The organism is Pseudoalteromonas sp. SR44-8 (genome assembly GCF_014163635.1).
GTDB classification, from domain to species: domain Bacteria; phylum Pseudomonadota; class Gammaproteobacteria; order Enterobacterales; family Alteromonadaceae; genus Pseudoalteromonas; species Pseudoalteromonas rhizosphaerae.
The window spans coordinates 30,931-53,221 of record NZ_JACJDS010000028.1 but is presented as its reverse complement, the minus strand read 5'-3'; the positions used below and the strand labels follow the sequence as shown (position 1 = coordinate 53,221).

Annotated in this window: 16 protein-coding genes and 1 tRNA gene; 9 read left to right on the top strand and 8 right to left on the bottom strand. The window is 41.3% G+C overall.

Translation table 11 applies throughout. The features are described 5' to 3' along the window. Positions 1-37: 37 nt before the first annotated feature. A tRNA-Trp gene (locus tag H5183_RS14660) sits at positions 38-114 on the bottom strand. Positions 115-279: 165 nt separating this feature from the next. Between H5183_RS14660 and H5183_RS14655 the strand changes: the two genes are divergently transcribed. Beyond that, the gene (locus H5183_RS14655) at positions 280-4,269 is read left to right on the top strand and encodes a two-component regulator propeller domain-containing protein (protein ID WP_310736586.1); all 3,990 of its coding nucleotides are present in this window, start codon (positions 280-282) and stop codon (positions 4,267-4,269) included. Positions 4,270-4,389: 120 nt separating this feature from the next. Then, a complete protein-coding gene (locus tag H5183_RS14650) occupies positions 4,390-5,526 on the top strand; it encodes a CsgG/HfaB family protein (protein WP_182732020.1) in 1,137 nt (378 codons plus the stop codon). Between the two features lie 58 nt (positions 5,527-5,584). On the opposite strand, the gene H5183_RS14645 is transcribed toward H5183_RS14650, so the two are convergent. Together H5183_RS14645 and deoC are read right to left on the bottom strand one after the other, a co-directional pair. Further along, positions 5,585-6,085: a hypothetical protein gene (locus tag H5183_RS14645; protein ID WP_145238280.1), complete on the bottom strand. Its 501-nt coding sequence runs from the start codon at positions 6,083-6,085 to the stop codon at positions 5,585-5,587. After that, the gene (gene deoC / locus H5183_RS14640; RefSeq protein WP_182732019.1) at positions 6,072-6,821 is read right to left on the bottom strand and encodes a deoxyribose-phosphate aldolase; all 750 of its coding nucleotides are present in this window, start codon (positions 6,819-6,821) and stop codon (positions 6,072-6,074) included. The genes H5183_RS14645 and deoC overlap by 14 nt, the downstream gene beginning before the upstream one ends. A gap of 276 nt (positions 6,822-7,097) precedes the next feature. Between deoC and cysG the strand changes: the two genes are divergently transcribed. The 6 genes from cysG to cysQ are packed head-to-tail and all read left to right on the top strand — an operon-like array spanning position 7,098 to position 14,069. Next, positions 7,098-8,519, top strand: a complete 1,422-nt coding sequence (gene cysG, locus H5183_RS14635; protein ID WP_182732018.1) for a siroheme synthase CysG — start codon at positions 7,098-7,100, stop codon at positions 8,517-8,519. A 52-nt stretch (positions 8,520-8,571) separates the two neighbouring features. Further along, positions 8,572-9,471, top strand: coding sequence for a sulfate adenylyltransferase subunit CysD (cysD, locus tag H5183_RS14630; protein ID WP_145238271.1), 900 nt, complete (start codon positions 8,572-8,574; stop codon positions 9,469-9,471). Next, entirely contained in the window at positions 9,471-10,898 is a 1,428-nt protein-coding gene (cysN, locus tag H5183_RS14625; RefSeq protein ID WP_182732017.1) for a sulfate adenylyltransferase subunit CysN, read from the top strand. Before cysD ends, cysN begins: the two co-directional genes overlap by 1 nt. Positions 10,899-10,928: 30 nt before the next feature. Then, positions 10,929-12,653 carry an SLC13 family permease gene (locus H5183_RS14620; RefSeq protein WP_182719264.1) on the top strand — a complete coding sequence of 575 codons (1,725 nt, stop codon included), beginning with the start codon at positions 10,929-10,931 and terminating at the stop codon, positions 12,651-12,653. Positions 12,654-12,683: 30 nt separating this feature from the next. Then, complete coding sequence (gene cysC / locus H5183_RS14615; protein WP_145238262.1) at positions 12,684-13,283, top strand: adenylyl-sulfate kinase; 600 nt, start codon at positions 12,684-12,686, stop codon at positions 13,281-13,283. Between the two features lie 3 nt (positions 13,284-13,286). After that, a complete protein-coding gene (gene cysQ / locus H5183_RS14610; RefSeq protein ID WP_182732016.1) occupies positions 13,287-14,069 on the top strand; it encodes a 3'(2'),5'-bisphosphate nucleotidase CysQ in 783 nt (260 codons plus the stop codon). A gap of 174 nt (positions 14,070-14,243) precedes the next feature. Here cysQ and H5183_RS14605 read toward each other — a convergent pair whose 3' ends face one another. Both H5183_RS14605 and H5183_RS14600 read right to left on the bottom strand, forming a co-directional pair. Next, positions 14,244-14,888, bottom strand: coding sequence for a hypothetical protein (locus tag H5183_RS14605; RefSeq protein WP_182732015.1), 645 nt, complete (start codon positions 14,886-14,888; stop codon positions 14,244-14,246). An 82-nt stretch (positions 14,889-14,970) separates the two neighbouring features. Next, entirely contained in the window at positions 14,971-17,664 is a 2,694-nt protein-coding gene (locus tag H5183_RS14600; RefSeq protein ID WP_182732014.1) for a P-loop NTPase fold protein, read from the bottom strand. Between the two features lie 382 nt (positions 17,665-18,046). On the opposite strand from H5183_RS14600, the gene H5183_RS14595 reads away from it, so the two are divergent. Next, positions 18,047-18,535: a hypothetical protein gene (locus H5183_RS14595; RefSeq protein WP_259397322.1), complete on the top strand. Its 489-nt coding sequence runs from the start codon at positions 18,047-18,049 to the stop codon at positions 18,533-18,535. Between the two features lie 557 nt (positions 18,536-19,092). Here H5183_RS14595 and secF read toward each other — a convergent pair. From secF to yajC, 3 genes are read right to left on the bottom strand one after another with little or no spacing between them, the layout of a single operon-like run. After that, a complete protein-coding gene (gene secF / locus H5183_RS14590; RefSeq protein WP_145238256.1) occupies positions 19,093-20,040 on the bottom strand; it encodes a protein translocase subunit SecF in 948 nt (315 codons plus the stop codon). Positions 20,041-20,049: 9 nt separating this feature from the next. Then, a complete protein-coding gene (gene secD, locus H5183_RS14585; protein WP_145238253.1) occupies positions 20,050-21,909 on the bottom strand; it encodes a protein translocase subunit SecD in 1,860 nt (619 codons plus the stop codon). Between the two features lie 19 nt (positions 21,910-21,928). After that, positions 21,929-22,267, bottom strand: a complete 339-nt coding sequence (yajC, locus tag H5183_RS14580; protein WP_182732013.1) for a preprotein translocase subunit YajC — start codon at positions 22,265-22,267, stop codon at positions 21,929-21,931. Positions 22,268-22,291: the final 24 nt, after the last annotated feature.

Genomic DNA, 22,291 nt, shown 5'->3' with positions numbered 1-22,291 from the left:
TTTTTAACCTCAGACTTTACCCACAAACAGGATAAAATGGCAGGGGCGGAGAGACTCGAACTCCCAACCATCGGTTTTGGAGACCGCTGTTCTACCAATTGGAACTACGCCCCTGCAAAGTGGATGCCTATTATACTTACGCAATTCATTAACACAAGTGTAAAAGATGCCCATAAGTCAAAATCTCATCACTAGATTGAAAAATCCATCTTAACATTGATTAAAAAGCAGTTTATGATTGTTTCAATTCAAGGGATATTACTACGCACGAGGAAGCACGTGCTAACAATAAAAACAACTATCTATGCGGCCATTATTGGTTTTTTATGGCTATTTCATAACGGCGCGCTGGCACTGTCTTTACATTTAGACTCCTTCTCTAATGAACAGGGTTTAACGCAAAACTCTGTCACTTGCAGCATAAATGATCGCCGTGGTTTTCATTGGTTCGCCACCCAAGGTGGGCTCAACCGTTTTGATGGTTATGAATTTAAACGCTTTAAGTCTCATCCAACCCAGCCAAGTCTATCGAGTAATTGGATCACCGACTGTGTTACCACTGACAATAATCTGCTGTGGTTTTCTACAGCTACACAAGGGCTAAACGCCCTAAATACAGACACCGGTACATTCACTCATTTTAACCGTAGCAGTCCATTAGCGATTAAAGATAACCGCATTTGGTCAATGCTTACTGATCAACACAATAATTTATGGTTAGGCCATGAAGATGGTAACTTAACTCGCCTAAATGTAGCCGAGCATGAAACTGCCTACTTTTCCTACTCGCCAAACACCCAAGGTAGTATTATTTTTCAGGATATGGTGATTGATGCTAAGCAAAATTTATGGCTGGCCAGTAATGAAGGATTAATAAAATTTGATACAAAGACAGCTAAATTTAGCCACTTTTCAGCAAGTAAAAAGCAACTATGGCGCCTAAAACTCACGCCACAAGGGCAGCTACTGATTGCCAGTAAAACAGGGCTTAGTGTCTTTGATTTAGAAAGTGAACAGTTTAATGATATAAAACAACTAGATGGTATATGGATAAGCGATATTTTAATCGATAATAACGAGCATCTTTGGCTTAGCAGCTACGGCCAAGGCTTATATTATAATCCCAACTATCAAACAACTCTGACAAGCTTTAGCCAATTTAAACACCTTCCACAGCAACGTCATGGGCTTGTTAATGATTACTTACTGTCTTTATATCAAGACCAGCAAGGTATTCTGTGGATAGGCACTGATGGTTATGGGTTACAACGCTACGATATGCGCCAAAATCAATTTAATCATCAACAACACAGCGATGACCCTAACAGTATTAGCCATGATTTTATCCGGGCCTTACTTAAAGATTCGCAAGGGCAATTATGGGTCGGTACCCGCAACGGGTTAAATAGACAAACAAAAGACGGCTTTGTGCGCTATCACGTCGATACCAGCAACCTTACCAACAACAATATATTCAGCCTTCATGAAGATAGCCAACAGCGTATTTGGATTGGCACCTATGGTGGCGGTTTATTGCGTTATAACCGCGAAAGCGATGACTTTACATCATTCACAGTGCAAAGCCACCAGCTCAGCAGCAATAACATTTATGCGATCACCAGCGATCGGAACGGCAACTTATGGTTGGGAAGCAATCAAGGTTTAAGTCTGTTTAACCCAGATAACTTGACCATTGAGCATTTTAAGCACTCGGAACAACACAATAGTATATCGAACAACACCGTATTTAGCCTCGTTTACGATAACGTTGCTAATGCAATTTGGGCTGGTACTCGAGTTGGCTTAAATAAACTCACACTCAACAACAATGAATTTAGCCATTATCAAGCCGATCAAACAAACCCAAATAGCTTAAGTCATAACATGGTTACCGCCCTTCATCTGCAAGATGACAATACACTGTGGGTGGGTACTTTTGGAGGCTTAAATAAACTGAATAAAACAACGGCAGAGATAACCCGAATCACCGAGCATGATGGCCTGCTAAACGATAATATTTTTGCCATTAAACAGGATGCCAAAGGTTACCTGTGGCTGGCAAGCAACCAAGGTTTAACACGTTATCAGCCCAGCTCTGAAAATATGCAGCATTTTTTACCCCGTGATGGCGTGCAACATAATTCATTTATTCTCGGCGCGGCTTATCAAGCGCAGAACGGTGAACTATTTTTTGGCGGGATCAACGGCTTTAATCAATTTGATCCGCTTAAGCTAAAGCTGGCAGCTACAACTCCAGAGCCTGTGTTAACCGAATTACTAATTAACAATCAAGCGATAGCCACTGCCCCATACACTAAGCACGAGACTCAAGCTGCGAAATTAATTAGCTATATACAAACACTCTCCTTTAACAAAGGTGTCGGCGTGATCGGCTTTAAGTTCTCAGCATTAAATAGCCCGTCGGCACCTCAACAATATCAATATGCATACAAACTCGCTGGTTTTGATAAGCAATTTCTATATACCAACGCACAACAACGACAAATAAACTACCCGCAACTGCCCGCAGGCGACTATCAGCTGCAACTAAAAGTAAAAGATCAGTATGGCCAGTGGAGTAATGCTAAAGCTATGCTCGATTTCACGGTGGTGCCGCCGTGGTGGCAAAGTCGCCTTGCCTATGCCGGTTATGTTCTTCTCACTGGGGTTATTATTTGGCTTATTGCGGCCTCGCTATACCGCGCTAAGCTGGCCGAACAAACAAGTAATCAAGCCCGTGAACTGAATCGCTTAAAAAGTCAATTTTTAGATAATATTAGCCATGAATTAAAAACGCCTCTGAGTTTAATACTCGCGCCACTTGAAAGCTTGCAGCTAAACCATAAAGATCAAGCTAGCCAAAAACAATTATCGATGATCAAACGCAATAGCCTACGTTTGCTGACCTTAATAAATCAACTATTACAGCTAAGCCAACGCCCCAGCTGCGCTATACATTACGTTTCGCCCTATCCTTTAGCACCATTTATAAAGCAGCTGGTTGCTGACTTCACGGTGCTGTTTGAACAAAAAGGTATTCACGTAACAATGACAGATCTCAGCCAAGGCTCTTGCTGCATAGCCCTTGAGCCAGAACATGCAACGTCAATTATTACCAACTTAGTTAGTAATGCCCTCAAATATACCCACTCAGGCGGTCAAGTTGAGATTAGCTTATCAGTGCATAATAACATGGCTCATATCGCGATTGTTGACACCGGTATTGGCATCGAAAAACACCAACAAGGCATTATTTTTGAACGCTTTACGCGTGTTGCAGCACAAAATCAAAACGGCAGTGGAATTGGCCTTGCTTTAGTTAAACAATTGCTAGAGCAATACGGCGGGCAGATTTCACTAACAAGTGAAGTAGGTAAAGGCAGTTGTTTTACTGTATCTCTGCCTTTGACTGAAGCAGAGCATGGCGCAACTTCGCTAGCAGCACCAGTAAATGAAGCAACCCGCCCCAGCAATTCGCAAAAGCTACTGATTGTTGAAGATAACGACGAAATGCGCGAACTACTGCTGACTTTGTTTGCTACTGAGTACCACTGCTTAAGTGCTATTAACGGCGAACAAGGCTTAGCCATCTGCCAAACAGAAATGCCAGATCTAGTGATCAGCGATGTGATGATGCCTTGCATGGACGGTTATCAATTACTTAATGCGCTACGCACAAATAACATTACCAGCCATATACCAGTGTTATTATTGTCAGCAAAAGCCGATACACAAAGCAGACTAAAAGGCCTTGATTTACTAGCAGATGATTTTTTAAGTAAACCATTTGAGCCGCAATTACTGCTCAGTAGAGTACAAGGGTTACTGAGTATTCGTGCAGTCCTTAATCGGCACTTAGCAAAGCAGCTTGCGGCTCATGCTCCGCCGCTGGTACTCGATCAGCAGCTTACACAAAGTAAAGATTACCAATTTACCGAACGCCTGAAAAACATCATCCGTGATAACTATCACAACGAAGCGTTTAGTATTGAAGAATTCGCTGCAGGATTATATTTAAGCCCACGTGCCTTACAACTGAAAATGAAAGCACTCTACAATTTAACTCCCAGTGATTATATTCGTAATACTCGTTTAGAGTATGCTGAAAAGTTACTTAGCGACAGCGATCTGAGCATAGGTTTAATTGCTGAAAAAGTCGGCTTTAGCTCACAAAGTTACTTTGCTCGCTGCTTTAAGGCAAAGCATAACGTTTCGCCCAAACAGTTTAGGGAAAATACCAACCTGAATGCAAAAACTTCGCCTGTGTGACCAAAGTGTTCGCCTCAGTACTATTTTTAACCTTATGATTTCTTTAAATTAACTTTAAAACAATTTGTAGAATAAAAACCTTCACTGTTTCTATTTGGCACATTAATTAAGGAAAATCATATGCTCACAACAACTAAAAAAGTACTGTTGGCAACCCTCGTTGCTAGCAGTCTTAGCGCTTGCCAAAGTACCTCGACCAAGGTCACTTCAAACCAAGATTCACCAAACATTAATGAAATCGCCCAACAACAATATAATGGTCCAAAAGCGCGTATTGCCGTGGCACGCTTTACCGATAAATCGAATGACTCTCATTGGTGGCGAAAAGAAATAGGTGAAGGCATGGCCGACCAACTCACCACAGCTTTGGTAGGCACCAATCGCTTTATCGTACTTGAACGCCAGGCGTTAGATGCAGTGTTATCTGAGCAAGATCTAGCGGCTTCAGGTCGTGTTAGCGCAGCATCAGGGGCAGCTTACGGTGAAATTGAAGGAGCCGAAATAGTTGTGGTAGCAGCGGTAACTGAATTTGATGACGACAGCTCAGGTGCCAGTGTTGGTACTGGCGGTTTTATAGGTGATGTGTTTAGCTCAGTATCGGCAGGTTTTTCAGGCTCGCATATGGCGATTGATTTGCGCCTTATCGATACTCGCACCTCACGTATTTTAGCAGCCACCAGCGTCGAAGGAGGTAGCAAAGATTTTGATTTTACCAGTGCGGCAACTAATTTTGGCGGTGCATTAGTCGGTGGTAATTTAAGTGGCTGGTCAAACACCCCTAAAGAAAAAGCGCTCCGCGAAGTGATAATCAAAGCCGTTGAGTTTTTACAAACTAAAGTCCCAGCCACTTACTATCGCTATAACAGCAATAATACCTTAGCATCAGGATACACAGCACCACCGCCGCTTACTACCACGGCAGCCAAGTCAAAAGCCGTTGCTCCAGTAGCAAAAGTCGATGTTCCTACGCATAGAATGCCGCATTATGAAAAGATGGATTTAGCCATGTCTCGGATGAATCTAGTCTGTTTAGGTTATTTAAAAAACCAACCCAATTATGAAGAATTTGAAACTGAAGATGTTAAATACGACCGTCAAACAGTCATTGCACTGCGTGAATACCAACAAGAGAAACAATTAAAAGTGACTGGACTTGCAGACGAAGCAACCAAAAAGTCACTCGATGAAAGTCAATGTATTGCCAAAACCAATAAGTCAGGGCTTGAGAGCTTAGGTAGTATGTTTAAAATTAACTAACCAAAGATCAGGTTATTTAGCAGCCAGTTTATTCTTGGCTGCTATACCATCTATATACTTAGAACAGCTGTAACAGCTCGCCCTGATAAAAATCACAAAGCAACCAAATTTGTTGAAAAGGATGGGTAAGCGGTATCGTTATATTCTGTAACTCAGCGTCAAAATCCGCTTTATGCCAAATGGTGCTGGCGTTACGAATAAGCAGCCATGTTTGCTCTGATTGATAGTGCTTTTTTCCTTTTTGTTCTAATAACCGCTGCAGTGCACAGTGCAGCCGCTGCTCACTTGGTTGCATTGCCATATCAGCAAGATCGCGTTGCATGCTTATAGATAAAGGCCTGCCGAGTACTGCCATGGCTTCGGTTTCGCTGGCATATAAATGTGCTATTTCAATATCAAGCTTCTGTTCATTACGATAGCAACTGATATCTGGTTTACTCGGCTGATTATGCCAAATATGGCGCATTGGAATACCAAAGCGATGTTCATAGCAACGCAAGAACAACTTGCCTGCATCATGCTCAAGTTGTAATTTTTCTTGCTCACTATGACGCGTCATTAAGTACCGCATATACATTAGCTAACAGGCTTGATGCACCAAATCTAAATGTTGACGGATTCAAATAACTTTCTCCCATAATATCAGTCGCTAGCTGTAAGTAATTACTTGCATCCATAACCGTTTTCACGCCACCTGCAGCTTTAAAACCGACTACACGCGACGACTTTTTAATCGTACTTAACATCACATCGGTTGCTTCAAGAGTGGCATTTGTAGCTACTTTGCCGGTGCTGGTTTTAACAAAGTCAGCACCACCGGCAATTGCTATTTCTGTCGCCAGTGTTATCAACTGCGCTGTTTTTAGTGCGCCGGATTCTATAATTACTTTTAATTGTACGTGTTCAGGACAGCACTCTTTACTGGCACGCACATATTCTAGCGCTGTGGCTTCGTCCCCCGCGATTAAGGCTTGATACGGTAACACCAAATCAATTTCATCTGCGCCACGCTCTATTGCGATTAATGTTTCATTAATTACTTCACTTAGCTCACTGTTGCCTGAGGGAAAGTTAGTTACTGTGGCGACTTTTACATAACTAAGCTCGCGCTCAGCTAAAGCAAGCTTGGCGTCATCAACAAACTCACTATAAACACACACTGCAGCCGGAATACCTAGGTTGGGCTTAATACTAGCCACCAAGGCCTGTATTGTTGCCGCGCTATCATTACTATTTAAACTGGTTAAATCCATTAATTGCACGGCCAATGCCGCATCAGTTAGTTGCGTTGTCATAAATCCACCAAGTAAGTTCATGTATTAGCAATAGTACCAAATTTAACTATTCTCGCTATAGCTAATAACCAAACACTATAAGCTAGATATACACTCACTATTGCCCTTGCAACTCGGCGCAATCCCCTGTTAACTAAGGCTTAAGCCAAATCGAACAACCCTATATAACTTTTAGTTATATTAACTGGGTTTTAATTATTTTTTACTTAGCTTACGCCACTATATTCTGAGTTCCTGAAAAGCATCTTTGCTGTAATTTTTTCCAAGGGTCTACACATGCAATATTTACCTATCTTTACCAAGCTCGACAATAAACCAGTATTGGTTGTTGGCGGTGGAGAGGTTGCGTTACGTAAGTGCCGTGCATTTTTGAAAGCTCGCGCTGATGTCACTTTAGTAGCACCTTGGTTTTGTGATGAATTAAAAGAGCATGCACAAAATAATGATGTCACTCTAATTGATGCTTTTTTTGATGAATCACACCTTGATGGCAAAATGCTGGTCATTGCCGCAACTGACAATGACGGCGTAAATAACAGCGTATTTGAACTCGCAAATGCACGAAATGTATTCGTTAACGTAGTGGATGACCAACCTAAATGCACCTTTATTTTTCCTTCAATTGTTGATCGTGACCCGATCACTATTGCAATTTCAAGTGCTGGAACAGCGCCGGTATTAGCACGGCGCTTACGCGAGAAGTTAGAAACGCTTATTCCACAACACATCGGCCCGCTTGCAAGTTTAGTTGGCAGCTTTCGCGACAAAGTAAAACAGCGCTTTACGAGTTTTGCTGATCGTCGCCAATTTTGGGAAGGCGTATTTGATTCATCTGTCGTCAGCAAAGTACAAACGGGTGATACAGCTGCCGCAAGCGTACAGCTTGAACAATTACTCGATAGCAAACTGGATCCTGAAGGTGAAGTATACGTAATTGGCGCAGGTCCAGGAGATCCAGAGCTATTAACACTGAAAGCACTGCAACTAATGCAACAAGCTGATGTGGTGGTGTATGACTTTCTAGTCTCTGACGAAATTATGGAGCTAGTACGCCGCGATGCTGATTTAATTTGTGTGGGTAAACGCTTAGGCGATCACAGTGTCGTGCAAGAAGATACTAACCAAATGCTAGTTGACCTTGCCAAGCAAGGTAAAAAAGTGTGCCGCATTAAAGGTGGCGACCCGTTTATTTATGGCCGTGGTGGTGAAGAAGTTCAAGTACTGGCAGCTAATAACGTAAATTACCAAATCGTCCCTGGCATAACTGCTGCCGCAGGTTGTAGCGCTTATGCGGGTATTCCGCTAACGCACCGTGACCATGCACAAGCCATACAGTTTGTAACTGGTCACTGTAAAAAAGACGGTCAAGAACTAGATTGGCAATCACTGGCAAAACCAAACCAAACTCTGGCTATTTATATGGGTGTAATTAAGTCTCCCCATATTCAAGCACAATTATTAAAACATGGTCGCGGTGCAGATACACCCGTGGCAATTATTGAAAACGGTACTCGCAAAAATCAACGCGTTGTAACCGGTAAATTAGGTGAGCTGGCCGATTTAATCGAGCGTCACAGCATTATTTCACCGGCATTATTAATTATTGGTGAAGTTGCTTCATTACATGAAGAACTTCATTGGTTTGGCACAAAAGCCCAAACCAGTAGCTTTGCACAACCGCTTACAGACGTGGCATAGCTTTAAACTATTTAGATTTTAACTTTTAATCATTTTAGTAGGACGACTAACAATGGCTTTAACTCACCTTCAGCAATTAGAAGCTGAAAGTATCAAAATCATGCGCGAAGTTGCTGCTGAGTTTGAGAACCCAGTTATGCTTTACTCAATCGGTAAAGATTCATCGGTACTTTTACATTTAGCGCGTAAAGCGTTTTACCCAGGTAAAATTCCGTTTCCACTGCTTCACGTTGATACCAACTGGAAGTTTAAAGAAATGATCGAATTTCGTGATCGCTTAGCAAAAGAGTACGGTTTTGACTTACTCGTCCACAAAAATCCGGAAGGCTTAGCGATTGATATCAGCCCATTTACTCATGGCTCTGGTAAGCATACCGATATCATGAAAACCCAAGGCTTAAAACAGGCGCTTGATAAATACGGTTTTGATGCCGCGTTTGGTGGTGCACGCCGCGACGAAGAAAAATCTCGCGCTAAAGAGCGTGTTTATTCATTCCGTGATAAACACCACAGATGGGATCCAAAAAACCAACGTCCAGAGCTTTGGAATACCTATAACAGTCAAGTTAACCCTGGCGAAAGCATCCGTGTATTCCCACTTTCTAACTGGACTGAACTTGATATTTGGCAATATATCTATCAAGAAAACATCGATATGGTTCCCCTTTACTTAGCCAAAGAGCGCCCTGTTGTAGAGCGTGATGGTACTTTGATCATGGTTGATGATGAGCGTATGCCGCTTAAAGAAGGCGAAGTACCCATGATGAAATCTGTTCGTTTTCGTACTTTAGGTTGTTACCCACTTACCGGTGCAGTGGAATCAACAGCCAGTACACTGACTGAGATTATCGAAGAAATGCTGCTATCTACGTCATCTGAACGTGAAGGTCGGGTAATTGACCACGATTCAGCAGGTTCAATGGAGAAGAAAAAACGTGAGGGCTATTTCTAATGTCTATTAATACTAGCGATACAATTAACGAAGTAAAAGCAATTGGCATCGACGCCTATCTTGCTCGCCAACAAGACAAAAGCCTATTGCGTATGCTGACCTGTGGTAGTGTGGATGACGGTAAATCAACCCTAATTGGCCGCCTACTACACGACAGCCACCAAATTTATGAAGATCAGTTAGCAGCACTGCATAAAGATAACGAAAAAGTCGGTAATGCCGGTGAAGAGCTCGATTTAGCACTACTGGTTGACGGCTTACAAGCTGAGCGTGAGCAAGGCATAACTATTGATGTAGCGTACCGTTATTTTTCAACGGCTAAACGTAAATTCATTATTGCTGATACTCCAGGGCATGAGCAATACACGCGCAACATGGTAACCGGTGCATCAACCAGTGATGTAGCGATTATTCTTGTTGATGCGCGCTACGGTGTGCAAGTACAAACTAAGCGTCACAGCTTTATCTGTGATTCATTGGGTATTAAACAGTTTGTTGTTGCCGTGAATAAAATGGATATTGTTGATTTTGACGAAACCGTTTATGAGCGCATTAAAGCCGATTATTTAAAATTTGCCGAGCAACTTAACGTATCTAACATCAAGTTTGTGCCTATGTCGGCACTTAAAGGCGATAACGTAGTAACACGCTCAGAGCACACACCATATTACACAGACAAACCACTGCTTGAGTTATTAGAAGACTCACCAGCAGCTGAAACAGACACTGGCTTTGAAGCGCGTTTCCCTGTGCAGTATGTAGTACGCCCTAACCTAAACTTCCGTGGTTTCCAAGGTACTTTGACCTCAGGAAAATTACGCGTTGGTGATGCTATTAAAGTATTGCCATCAGGTAAAACCTCAAGCATTAAAGAGATTGTCACCTTTGACGGCAACTTAGACACAGCCGAAGCTGGCCAAGCAATTACTTTAACGCTTAACACTGAAATTGATATTAGCCGAGGGGACGTGATCGTTCCTGCTGATTCAACAGCGACTGTAACTAACCAAGTACAAGCAAAGCTTGTGTGGATGCACGAAGCGCCGCTGGTACTGGGTAAAAGCTATAACTTTAAGCTAGGCAGTAAAAATACTTCGGCTATCGTGAAAAAGATTGATCACACCATTGATGTGAACACCCTTGAACACGGCAGCGCAGACAGCCTGCAGTTAAACGAAATCGCGATTGTTACCCTAGAATTGACCGAAACCATTTTGGCCGATGCTTATCACAACAATCACGAAACCGGTGCGTTTATTTTAATCGATCGTTTATCTAACTTAACTGTTGCGGCGGGTATGATTGAAAACGTGCTTGCTAAGCAAGAACAAACGGGTAACTTTAGTGAGTTTGAAGTTGAATTTAATGCGTTAGTACGCAAGCACTTCCCACATTGGCAAGCGCTTGATATATCAAAGCTTAAATAACCAACTTTGCCTGTTAAGGACATATAAAGCATGTATCAACAGCTAGTATTAACAGGCATTATGCTAACTTTAGTCGGGTGCCTGTTTGGCACGCGGCTAAAGCCAGCATGGCTTTTTGTTGGCGCCATTGGCACCGCATATCTAGGCGGGTTAATCGACCTTGAAGATATGCTGATCAACTACGCCAATCCATCACTGATCACCTTAGTGTTATTAGTACTGGTTTCGATTGCGGTTGAAAAAACTACACTCGTACAAAAGCTTGCCCAGTCATTATCAAAAGGAAGTTTAACCAGCTCAGTCACTAAGCTCGGACTTTCTACAGCGTTTTTATCCTCATTTACCAATAATACAGCGGTTGTCGCATCGCTCATTACTGCCATAAAAGACAATCCAAACCATTCACCTTCAAAGCTACTATTACCGCTGTCGTATACTGCTATTTTAGGTGGCACAATTACCTTAATTGGTACTTCAACAAATTTAATCGTCAATGGTTTTGCCGTTGATGCAGGCATGGCACCGCTAGGCTTTTTCGACTTTACCATAGTCGGGTTAGGCGCATTAAGTGTGGGCCTGATCACTATTTTAGTGATGCTAAAATATTTGCCAGACAACGGCAAAAACGATCAAGAAGTGGTGCCTTTTTATCTCGAAGGTAAAATAGAAGAAGGCTCAAAACTAATTGGTAAAAGCGTAGAAGAAAATGGCCTGCGCGAACTTAAAGACTTATTCCTAGCGGAAATTATTCGCGGCGATAAACGCATTTGTGCAGTGACCCCGCAACAAGTGATTAAAGCGGGCGATGTATTGCTGTTTGTCGGTGACATCAAATCAGTGCCATTGCTAACACGCTTTGACGGGCTAAAAATAGTTCACGATAAACATCAAAAAGATGTTGAGCACCTCGTTGAAGTTGTTGTCAGCCAATCATCTAAATTTATAGGAAAAACAGTTAAAGAAGCGCGTTTTCGTGAACAGTTTCATGCCGCTGTTATCGCTATTCGTCGCGGCCATGACCGCTTGCAAGGTGGCCTTGGTAAAGTGCAGCTGCAAGCGGGAGACTCACTGATCCTCGCACCAGGTAAAGACTTTTATAGTCTGCCTAATTTAAAACGCGAATTTGTGTATATTTCCGGGCTTGATTTACAAACTCACTTAGCGCCCAAGCAATCTAACTTAGTATTAGCGAGCTTTGCAACGGTACTTGGGCTGAGCATTATTGGCTATGTACCACTGGTAAAAGGCTTATTAGTATTGCTGATTGGCTTAATGCTCACGGGAACGATAAAGCTGAGCGAAGTAAAACGCCGTTTTCCTATTGAGTTACTCGCTGTAGTTGGTAGCGCCATTGGCCTTGCAAAACTGATGATAGGCACCGGCCTAGCTGGACAAATATCTGCAGCATTGTTTTATGTACTCGGTGATTTTGGCCCCTATGGTGCGTTTATCGCGATTTTTGTAATGACAGTAATGTTCACCGAACTTATCACCAATAACGCCGCAGCGGCACTATCATTCCCTGTCGCTTATGCATTAGCAATGGGCTTTAATGTTGACCCGCTGCCGTTTATTATGGCGGTCGCCTTTGGTGCATCTGCAAGCTTTATATCACCATTTGGTTATCAAACTAACCTGATGGTTTATAGCGCCGGCAATTATCGTTTAAAAGACTATGTATTAATGGGCTTACCGCTTTCTATTATTTATTCAATAACGGTATTAACCCTGATCCCGCTGGTATTTCCATTTTAAGCCAGCGCTTACTCATAAGAGAGTTTTATAATGGATGAGAACATTGTTTGGCATAACTATGCCATTACTAAAGCACAACGTAGCGAACACAAAAGCCATAAACCGGCTATTTTATGGTTCACTGGTTTTTCCGGCTCAGGTAAAAGCACCGTAGCAAACGCCCTTGAAAGCGCACTCAATCAACAAGGTATTCACACCTACCTGCTTGATGGCGACAACGTACGCCACGGCTTGTGTAAAGATTTAGGCTTTAGCGACGAAGACCGTATCGAAAATATTCGCCGCGTTGGTGAAACCGCCAAACTAATGGTCGATGCTGGATTATTGGTACTCACCGCATTTATTTCCCCATTTCGCGCTGAACGCGATATGGTCAGAAACTTAGTCGATGACGGTGAATTTATCGAAGTGTTTTTAGACACACCTCTGGACGTATGCGAGAGCCGCGATCCAAAAGGCTTATACAAAAAAGCCCGCGCAGGTGAAATAAAACACTTCACAGGTATTGATTCAGACTACCAAATACCCCATTCACCGGAAATAATCTTAGATACCAGTAAAAACACCCTAGACCAATCGGTGCAAGAGCTGATAGCGTATCTAAAACAACAGCAAATTATTAAAGGTTAAGTCATGAACCAAACGGAACTGCTCGAAGAAATACTGATCCTTGCCCGCCAAGCTGGCAGCGCTATTATGGGGATTTACGAAAAGGATTTTAACGTTGAGTACAAAGCTGATGAAAGCCCTGTAACCGACGCCGATCTTGCAGCTCACAAAGTGATTGCCAATGGCCTAGCCCACTTAACCCCAGAGATCCCAGTATTAAGTGAAGAAAGTGCCGATATCAGCTGGGATATCCGTCAAACGTGGACCCGCTATTGGCTGGTTGACCCAATCGACGGCACTAAAGAGTTTATTAAAAAGAACGGTGAGTTTACCGTTAACATCGCCTTGATTGAAAACGGCAAGCCTATCTTAGCGGTAGTAGATGCGCCTGCGCTAGGCGTGTCTTATCTGGCAGCAGAGGCAATCGGCGCATTTAAGGACCGCGGTGATGAGCGCATTGAGCTTAAAGTCACCACCAAAGCAAACAAAGGCCTAATTCGCGTAGTCGGCAGCCGCTCGCATCCATCACCGGATTTAGCCGAGTTTGTAAAACGCTTTGATGAGGTTGAAATGGTCTCAAAAGGCAGTTCACTAAAACTGTGCTTAGTCGCCGAAGGCAGCGCCGATATTTACCCACGCCTAGGCCCAACCTGCGAATGGGACACCGGCGCAGGCCACGCTATAGCCGAAATCGCCGGCGCAAAAGTCACTAAGCTTGATGGCAGCCCGCTTGTTTATAACACCAAAGATGAATACTTAAATCCGTATTTTATTGTAAGTGCGATAGAAGAAGAAACCAAGCTATAAGCTGTAAGTTTTAAGTGGTAAGTTTAAGGCCGACTCTTCACTCGTAGGAGTTGGCTTCAGCCACGAAAAAACTCGCTCGGTGTCTAATTTAAAGAGAATTTCACCACAGAGCTCACCGAGGCGCTTCGCTACACAGAGAAAGTTACAGACACACCTTCGAATTTCTGTAAAGGTTCATCGAACATCGTCTATTCTAAATTGTTTCAAAATACTTTTATAATCTCTAAAACTGGTTCCATCTATTTTATGACCCATCGAGATTGCTTTTGACTGTTGCGCCAATGAATACTTAGCTCCTTTTGAACAAGGCAGAGTGGAGCTATAGTAGCTATATAACCTTTCACTTTCACTTAGCTCTAACTTTTGCACTGTATTTTTAATAATACAATAAACTTTATCACCAAAATCTATAGCTTCTGCTTCTGTAGGTATATACCCTTTATGAATCACCTTATTTCTAAAACCAACAGCATTACTATCAAGTGTTTGGGCCTTCTCATTATATTTTGCTAAAAATAAAAAAGTGAAAGCACCTAGTTGTCTTTCTGATTGATTAGAAACTTCCTTCCATGTATTGAGTAAAATACTTTCATCAATTCCTAATGAATGAATATGATATTTAATAAAGAATTCATAGAAGCGCTCGAGTGATGCTGCAAATGAAGCAACTGCTTCTCTCATATATCCATCACCAATTGCATTAACAGCTATATCAAAAAGCATTTCAAACTTTTGAGCTCTTAATTCAACTGTATATTTATGCCCTCTATCGCAAACAACTTTATGAATACCATCATCAATTAACTGCTGTGACTGCATTATAAAAGCCGTATAAGTACCAGCTTCACTTATACACTGCGGGCAAGTAGTTTGTATCCTCATATATCCCCATATCAACCAACTAAAAATCTCGCCCTGAAAGCTGTTTGGTTTCCAAATTTAAATGGCTTACATTCTTAAACTCTGTCAGGTTGGTAGTATCAATAGTTGGCAGTTTATCTAATGGCCTGATTAAAATTTTATCCAGTGTTTGACTTCCAAATTTAATTTTATTTAACTTTTCTAGAATTTCATCATTTGTAAGCTCGTCAGACATTGACACCCTATGTGATAACAACAATAAACAAAACAAACAATAGGCCGACTTGTTTGAAGGGTTAGCCAAAAACCTAACTGCTCCTTTTATTGAACTAGGGCTAAAGACGCCTGTTTTCCCTGAAGTAACTCCTAGAAAGGTTAAAAAGTCATATAGAAACTCTACTCGCTTCGAGCTTTCATTATTAGCACCTAATGACCCTTTATCCAAAAGGCTACTAAATAAATATTGTAAATTATGTATTGTTAAACTTTCTGCCAGCAATTTTTTAAGTACCTCTTCTACACCACAATTAACTCCATAATCAGCCAAAGGAGGCCGTTTCATAATACTTTTACCAATACTTTCTATAGCGCTAAACTTATCATCGACTACACCAAAGAACCGTTCAAAATTTATAACTTCTTTATCGCTAAAGCCAAGATAACGGTTTATAAATAAAAGTATGCCTTTTGCATCATTTAGCTTTAATTCATAAAGTTCAATTACATTTGCAATGGCATTTTGATCTGATACCTGCTCTTGCGGTATGCGCTCAGCTAAAACTCTTACTAAATAATCCGAGTAACCATTATTAAATCCAACACCTTGATTTTTGAAACTTCCATCTTGCTGCCACTTAGCATCTGGGTTATCTAGTACATGATTTTTCGCTGGATTAAGAACTCTATCAGCTGTTATATCAAGCATTTCGATATAAAAACGAGTTAGATAGTCATCTTCTTTTCCTACACTTGCACACTCTAAAATAAATGGCTTTAGATCATACTCATGATGTGATCTCAGAGCTTTAATATTGTAAGGTTCTAACTTTGTGTATAACTCAAATGATTTGAGATTAACTTCTCGTAAAGTAATAACCATCAATAAGTTAATAAAATTAATTTCTCCCATTAACCTATCTTTTTGCCAAATCTGATTAACTCTACGAAGAATCTTTTTAAGTTGTCGAATTGAATAGATTTGGTTTTCCACTTCAATTAATTTTTGCTCTAAAAAGTACCAATCATGTCCCCCACGCAAAATGCGCATTAATTTGTCAGCGGTTAAAATTTCCCCCTCAAAAATAACAAAGCAGCCTTCTGCAATCGCATAATTGATACTTAATTCAATGAATTTACGTAATACCACTAGAACATTCTGTTTATGAATATCCTCCCTATAATCAGTCGCTTTTGATATTACTTCTGCCGCAACTTCATTTTCATTACCCATAGCGATGATAAAGTTTATGTTACTTAAATCTCTATTCTTTAATCTATCTAAAAGCGCAGCTATATCATTTAAGCGCTTTTCATTTTCATCGCCTGTTCCGCGATCTACATCTTGCAGGGTGATCAGTAATTTATAGTTGGTTACTTTAAGAACATTGTTAAGCTTTTGAAAGCTTTGCTCGATATCAACTGGGCCTGCGAGTAGTGTAGATGCAAATTGAAAAAAGCTGCCGCCTGATTTTAGGGCTTCAGTGTAATGTTTTGGTAGCGCACGAAAGGCGCACATATCAATGTGCTGGCTGATATCATCAATAATATTGCTAAGTATCACATGCGCGACACTGCCACTGGCTGCGCCCCATGTTGATATATCACTGTGTATCCAGACACTATCTTGCTTAGGGCTTTTTGCTAAATCATTTGCAATGCAATCAACTATGCTGCTTTTTCCACATCCAAATGGCCCACACAGCGCGATATGTTGCGCTCCCTTTAGCTCATCCCCTCCCTGATCACCTCTTTTTAGCAGTCGATCTGCAATACGATTAGCATAAACCCGTAAATCAGGTTCTAATTGCTCTGTGTTTTTAATGGTTGAATCATCTTTAAACCATTTTCGAAAATCTTCTAAGCTCTCAAGCTTTAATTCTACTTCTTGTTTTGATTCGACTCTTGACTCTGCGCTAGATGCTTTTAACTGCTCCCATAACAAATATACCGACATACCCAAATAAGCAATTGCTATACAGAAAAACACGCAGAATGCATGTTCTATCTCAACTAAGTTTATTGCTGAAAATAAATAAAATGCTGATACCGAACACAGTACAACCGAAAATATGGGATTTTTTGTATACAGTTTAGTTTGATAGATAATAGTCGCTGCAACAGCTAAAAAGCTCAGTGACAGAAACTTAAAACTTATAAAGGCATGAGCTGTCAGTTGTTCTACTATTTCATTGTTAGTTACATACACGTAACCAACAATGAAAAATAATCCAAACAATACACTCATTGTCACTGGCGGATATCGCCAGTTAAATCCAATACTGCGTTTGGCGTGGGAGATATAAAACTTATCCAGCATCAGCTTGATGCCAATGCCGGAAAGAAAAGCAAAACTATAGTGCAGTACAGAATTGGCGTATAAAATACTACCCCAGCTTGCATAGGCTTGCCGTACAAAACTGACGTTACTTAAAAATACTGTAATCGCGGCCGCTGTAATTGCACACAATAAAAGTGATAACCAACGCTGGGCTGGAATAGGAAGAGACTGCGACAATTTAATATCCTTATAAGTAAACAAGTTAAAGCAACTAGCCCAGTCTATACTTAATTACTTGAAATTAGAAACAACTAGCACTACATACCTTAAATAGAAATTTAACCCTCTGTGTAGCGTGCAGAGCCTCCAAACCTTGGTGGTTCCATACATTTACTTTGGCTTGTCGTTTTCAGTTTTAGCCTTCGTCTATAAGTGACTTTAAGCATGAAATATCTGACACCGAAGTACTTGGTATTGGTGTTCTTTTGTAAGTCGGGATTCATCCCATCACATTTTTCAGGCTGAAGCTTAACCTACAAAGGTAATTACAATAAACGGGTGCAAAGAGTTGTCTTAGTTTGCTACTCTGCTCTTCTCTAAAACGGACTTGTGAGAATTTATGAAAACTAGCTATATACTGCCCTTATTATGCTGCTTTTACCCTGCATCTGCCATATCACAGAGCCCAAACATCACTAATTACTTAACTATCGAATACCATAATTCAATAAAAGCATATGATACGAAACTTGAAAAATGTCAGCAAACAGTAATAGTTATAACTCCAGATGACGTTAAACATATTTCAGATGACTGGAATGTGCTTAGTAGTGTTTTATCTTATCATTATGCAAAGACGCAAGATTTATGCACACATGATGAGTTACAGCGTTTCACATTGCTTTCAGCAAAATTGCAGGCCTTAAAAGATAGCGATAAAACCATGCTTGATAAGTACAACCAATTAATTATGGCAATCCCTTTAACTTTTGAGCGAACTAAAGCTGATTACTTTATTTTGCCTGAAGATATACGTGAACAATTTTCTAGCTTAGAAAAATTAAATAAGCCATTTAATTTAATGAAGACAATGGAAAATTTCGAGTAGTCAAAAATTAATAAATAATTACATTTTTCATTGTGGCTGGGCTAAGCGAAGCCCAACCAGGCTGAGCAATAAGGAAGTTAAGCTGTATAGCTTTAAGTGGTAAGTTTAAGGCCGACTCTTCACTCGTAGGAGTTGGCTTCAGCCACGAAAAATCTGCTCTGTATTCTATCTTAAAAATAAATTTCACCACAGAGAACACCGAGTCGCTAGGCTACACAAAGAAGTGAAAGGCATTAGGTTAAAGACTGAGACTAGCTCCACCTGAAATCTAACCCCTCAATACAACTTACTAGGCATAAAGTCGCGCCTACGCATATTAAAACACCGATGCCAACCCGTAGGCTAGAGTTTACCTCGCGCAATTTTATGCTCACGAGCGCACAGAGGCGCTTCGCTACACACAAAAGTGAAATGCAAGAGATTGAAGGCTGGAGACTAGCTCTACCTGAAATCTGACACCTATAATCTGATCCCTAATACAGCTTGCGCGGCATCAATACCTAAAAGCAAAAAACCGCTCAATGAGCGGTTTTTTAAACGTAAAATTAGAATCATACCTATGGCATAGCGTCTAAATCTGCGCCTTCTTTTTCGATAACTTCTGGTATTAAGTCTTCTTTACTTACGCCCATTGCAAGCGCAACGGCACTAGCAACATAAATCGAAGAGTAAGTACCAATAAACACACCAAATAACAGCGCTGTAGCAAAACCATGAATAGTTTGACCACCCCAAGCAAACAAGGCGATTAATACTAAAATAGTGGTAATTGAAGTTACTAGAGTACGGTTAAGTGTTTGCGTTAATGAAATATCAATTATCTCAACAGTATCGTCGATACGCACTTTGCGGAAGTTCTCACGAATACGGTCAGATACAACGATAGTATCATTAAGAGAGTAACCTATTACCGCCAGTATTGCCGCCAATATGGTTAAGTCGAACTCTAACCCTAATACTGAAAACAAACCTAAAGTAATGATTACATCGTGTAAAAGTGCCGACACCGCGCCTACCGCAAAACGCCACTCAAAGCGAAATGCCACATAGATCAAGATACAAATAAGCGCAGTTAACATGGCAAGGCCACCCTGCTCTTTTAAGTCTTCACCTACACTTGGGCCAACAAACTCAATTCGACGCATTACTACGCTATCATCGGCTTTTTTAAGTGCATCAATTACTTGGTTACCAATTACTTCGGCTTTAACATCATCACCTCGCGGTGCTAAGCGAACCAATATCTCTTGGCTTGAACCAAATAATTGTACTGATGCATCTGCAAAACCATTTTCAGCTAACACTGAACGTACTTTCTTTAAGTCTGCTGGTTGTGCAAAACCGACTTCTACAGCAGTACCGCCCGTAAAATCTAAGCCAAAGTTTAAACCTTTAACGAAGAACGATGCGAACGATGCCAAAATAAGTAGCGTTGAGATGCTCATAGCAACTTTGCGCAGCGACATAAACCCTAAAGTTCTGCCGCCTAATTTTAAAATTTGCATATCTGCTCCTTAAATTGACAGCTTATCAATGCGCTTACCACCAATACATAAGTTGATTACCGCACGGGTACCAACAATGGCTGTAAACATTGAGGTGATAATACCTATCGCAAGTGTCACTGCGAAACCAGCAATTGGGCCTGTACCCACTGCGAACAAGATAATCGCAGCAATTAAGGTGGTAATATTGGCATCAAAAATTGTACTAAAAGCACTATCATAACCATGATGAACAGCCTGTTGCGGACTACGTCCATCGGCCAGCTCTTCGCGAATACGCTCAAATATTAGTACGTTGGCATCAACTGCCATACCTACCGTTAGTACGATACCAGCAATACCTGGCAGTGTTAGTGCAGCGCCTGGGATCAACGACATAACACCCACAATCAATACTAAGTTAGCTGCTAAGGCAATATTAGCGACTAAGCCAAAACCTTTGTAATAAACTAACATAAAGATCAGTACAAACAAGAAACCTAAAGCAACCGCTGTCATACCTGCTTCGATATTTTCTTGACCTAAGCTTGGCCCTACCGTGCGCTCTTCAACAATTTGAATTGGCGCAACAAGTGCTCCAGCACGTAGTAATAAACTTAAGTTATGTGCTTCTGCAGGGTTATCAATGCCGGTGATGCGAAACGAACGATCAAGACGCGCTTGTATAGTTGCAACGTTGATCACTTCTTCCACCTTAATTGGTGGTAGCGCTTTACCGTTTTCGTCTGTTTTACCAGAAGGCTTATACTCTATAAATACCGTCGCCATACGCTTGCCAATAGCACGCTTAGTGAAAGCATTCATTTTCGCGCCGCCTTTGCTATCAAGGCTAATACTTACTTGCGGACGTTGGTATTCATCGGCACCCGATTGCGCACCAGTAATGTGACTACCTTCGAGAATAATGCGTTTTTTAAGTACCACTGGGTAGCCATCACGGCTCATGATCATTTCAGTACCAGGCGGAATACGCCCTTGCGCTGCTGCCGTTGGATCGGCATTTTCGTCTACTTCACGAAACTCAAGGGTTGCTGTAGCACCCAAAATCTCTTTCGCACGCGCAGTATCTTGAACACCTGGTAGCTGCACAATAATACGCTCTGCACCTTGACGTTGTACGTTAGGCTCAGCAACACCGATTTGGTTAATACGGTTACGGATAATGGTTTCGTTTTGCTTGATAGCATAGTCACGAATTTCTTTGAGTTTTTGCTCGCTGATGGTGGCATAAAACGCGTTATCGTTAGAGCTATCATCAATGTAGTTGTGTAATGGGTAGCGTGACTGTAAAAAACGCTCTGCCGCATCTTTATCTTCTGCGCTGCGCATCTCCACACGAATACGTTCAGTACCAGCTACACGACGTACCGTGCGATAGCGTAGTTTTTCTTCACGTAAATCACTTTTATAGTCTTGATCCATTTGTTCCAGCGCGTTATCAACCGCTGTCACCATATCAATTTCCATCGTAAAGTGAACACCGCCACTTAAATCCAAGCCCAATTTCATTGGATTGCCGCCAAGGGCTTTTAACCAATGAGGTTGCGCCGGGGCCATGTTAATGGCTGAGATGTAATCGTCGCTCAATGAATCACGCAATAAATCTTGCGCTTTAAGCTGCTCTTCAACATTTTTAAAGCGGATCAACACTTGACCGTTTTCGAACTTAACTGATTTTACGGTAACATTGTGCTCTTTGAGGGTCGCATTTACTTTGTCTACTACAGCTAGATCTGCATCAGTTCCTTTAGTACCTGAAATTTGTATGGCCGGATCACGACCATACAAATTAGGAGAGGCATATAAAAGACCTACCGCAATCACAGCTAGAACAAGTAAATACTTCCATAATGGAAACTTGTTTAACACGTGGGCGTCCTTATTATTATTATAGCGACTTCATTGTGCCTTTAGGCAATACTGCTGACACTGCTGATTTTTGTACAGTTACTTCAGCTTGATCGTTAAGTGAAATAACAATGAAATCTTTATCGTCAGAGATTTTAGCGATTTTACCCACTAAACCACCTTGAGTAAGAACTTCATCGCCTTTTGCCATCGCATTCATCAGCGCTTTATGTTCTTTTACACGCTTAGCTTGTGGACGGTAAATCAAGAAGTAAAATACTAAGCCAAAGATAGCTAGCATGATCAACATCTCATAACCACCACCGGCTGGCGCTGCACCTGCCGCACTTGCGTGGGCGTTTGAAATAAATAAACTCATAACACTTCCTCTTTAATTTTTAAA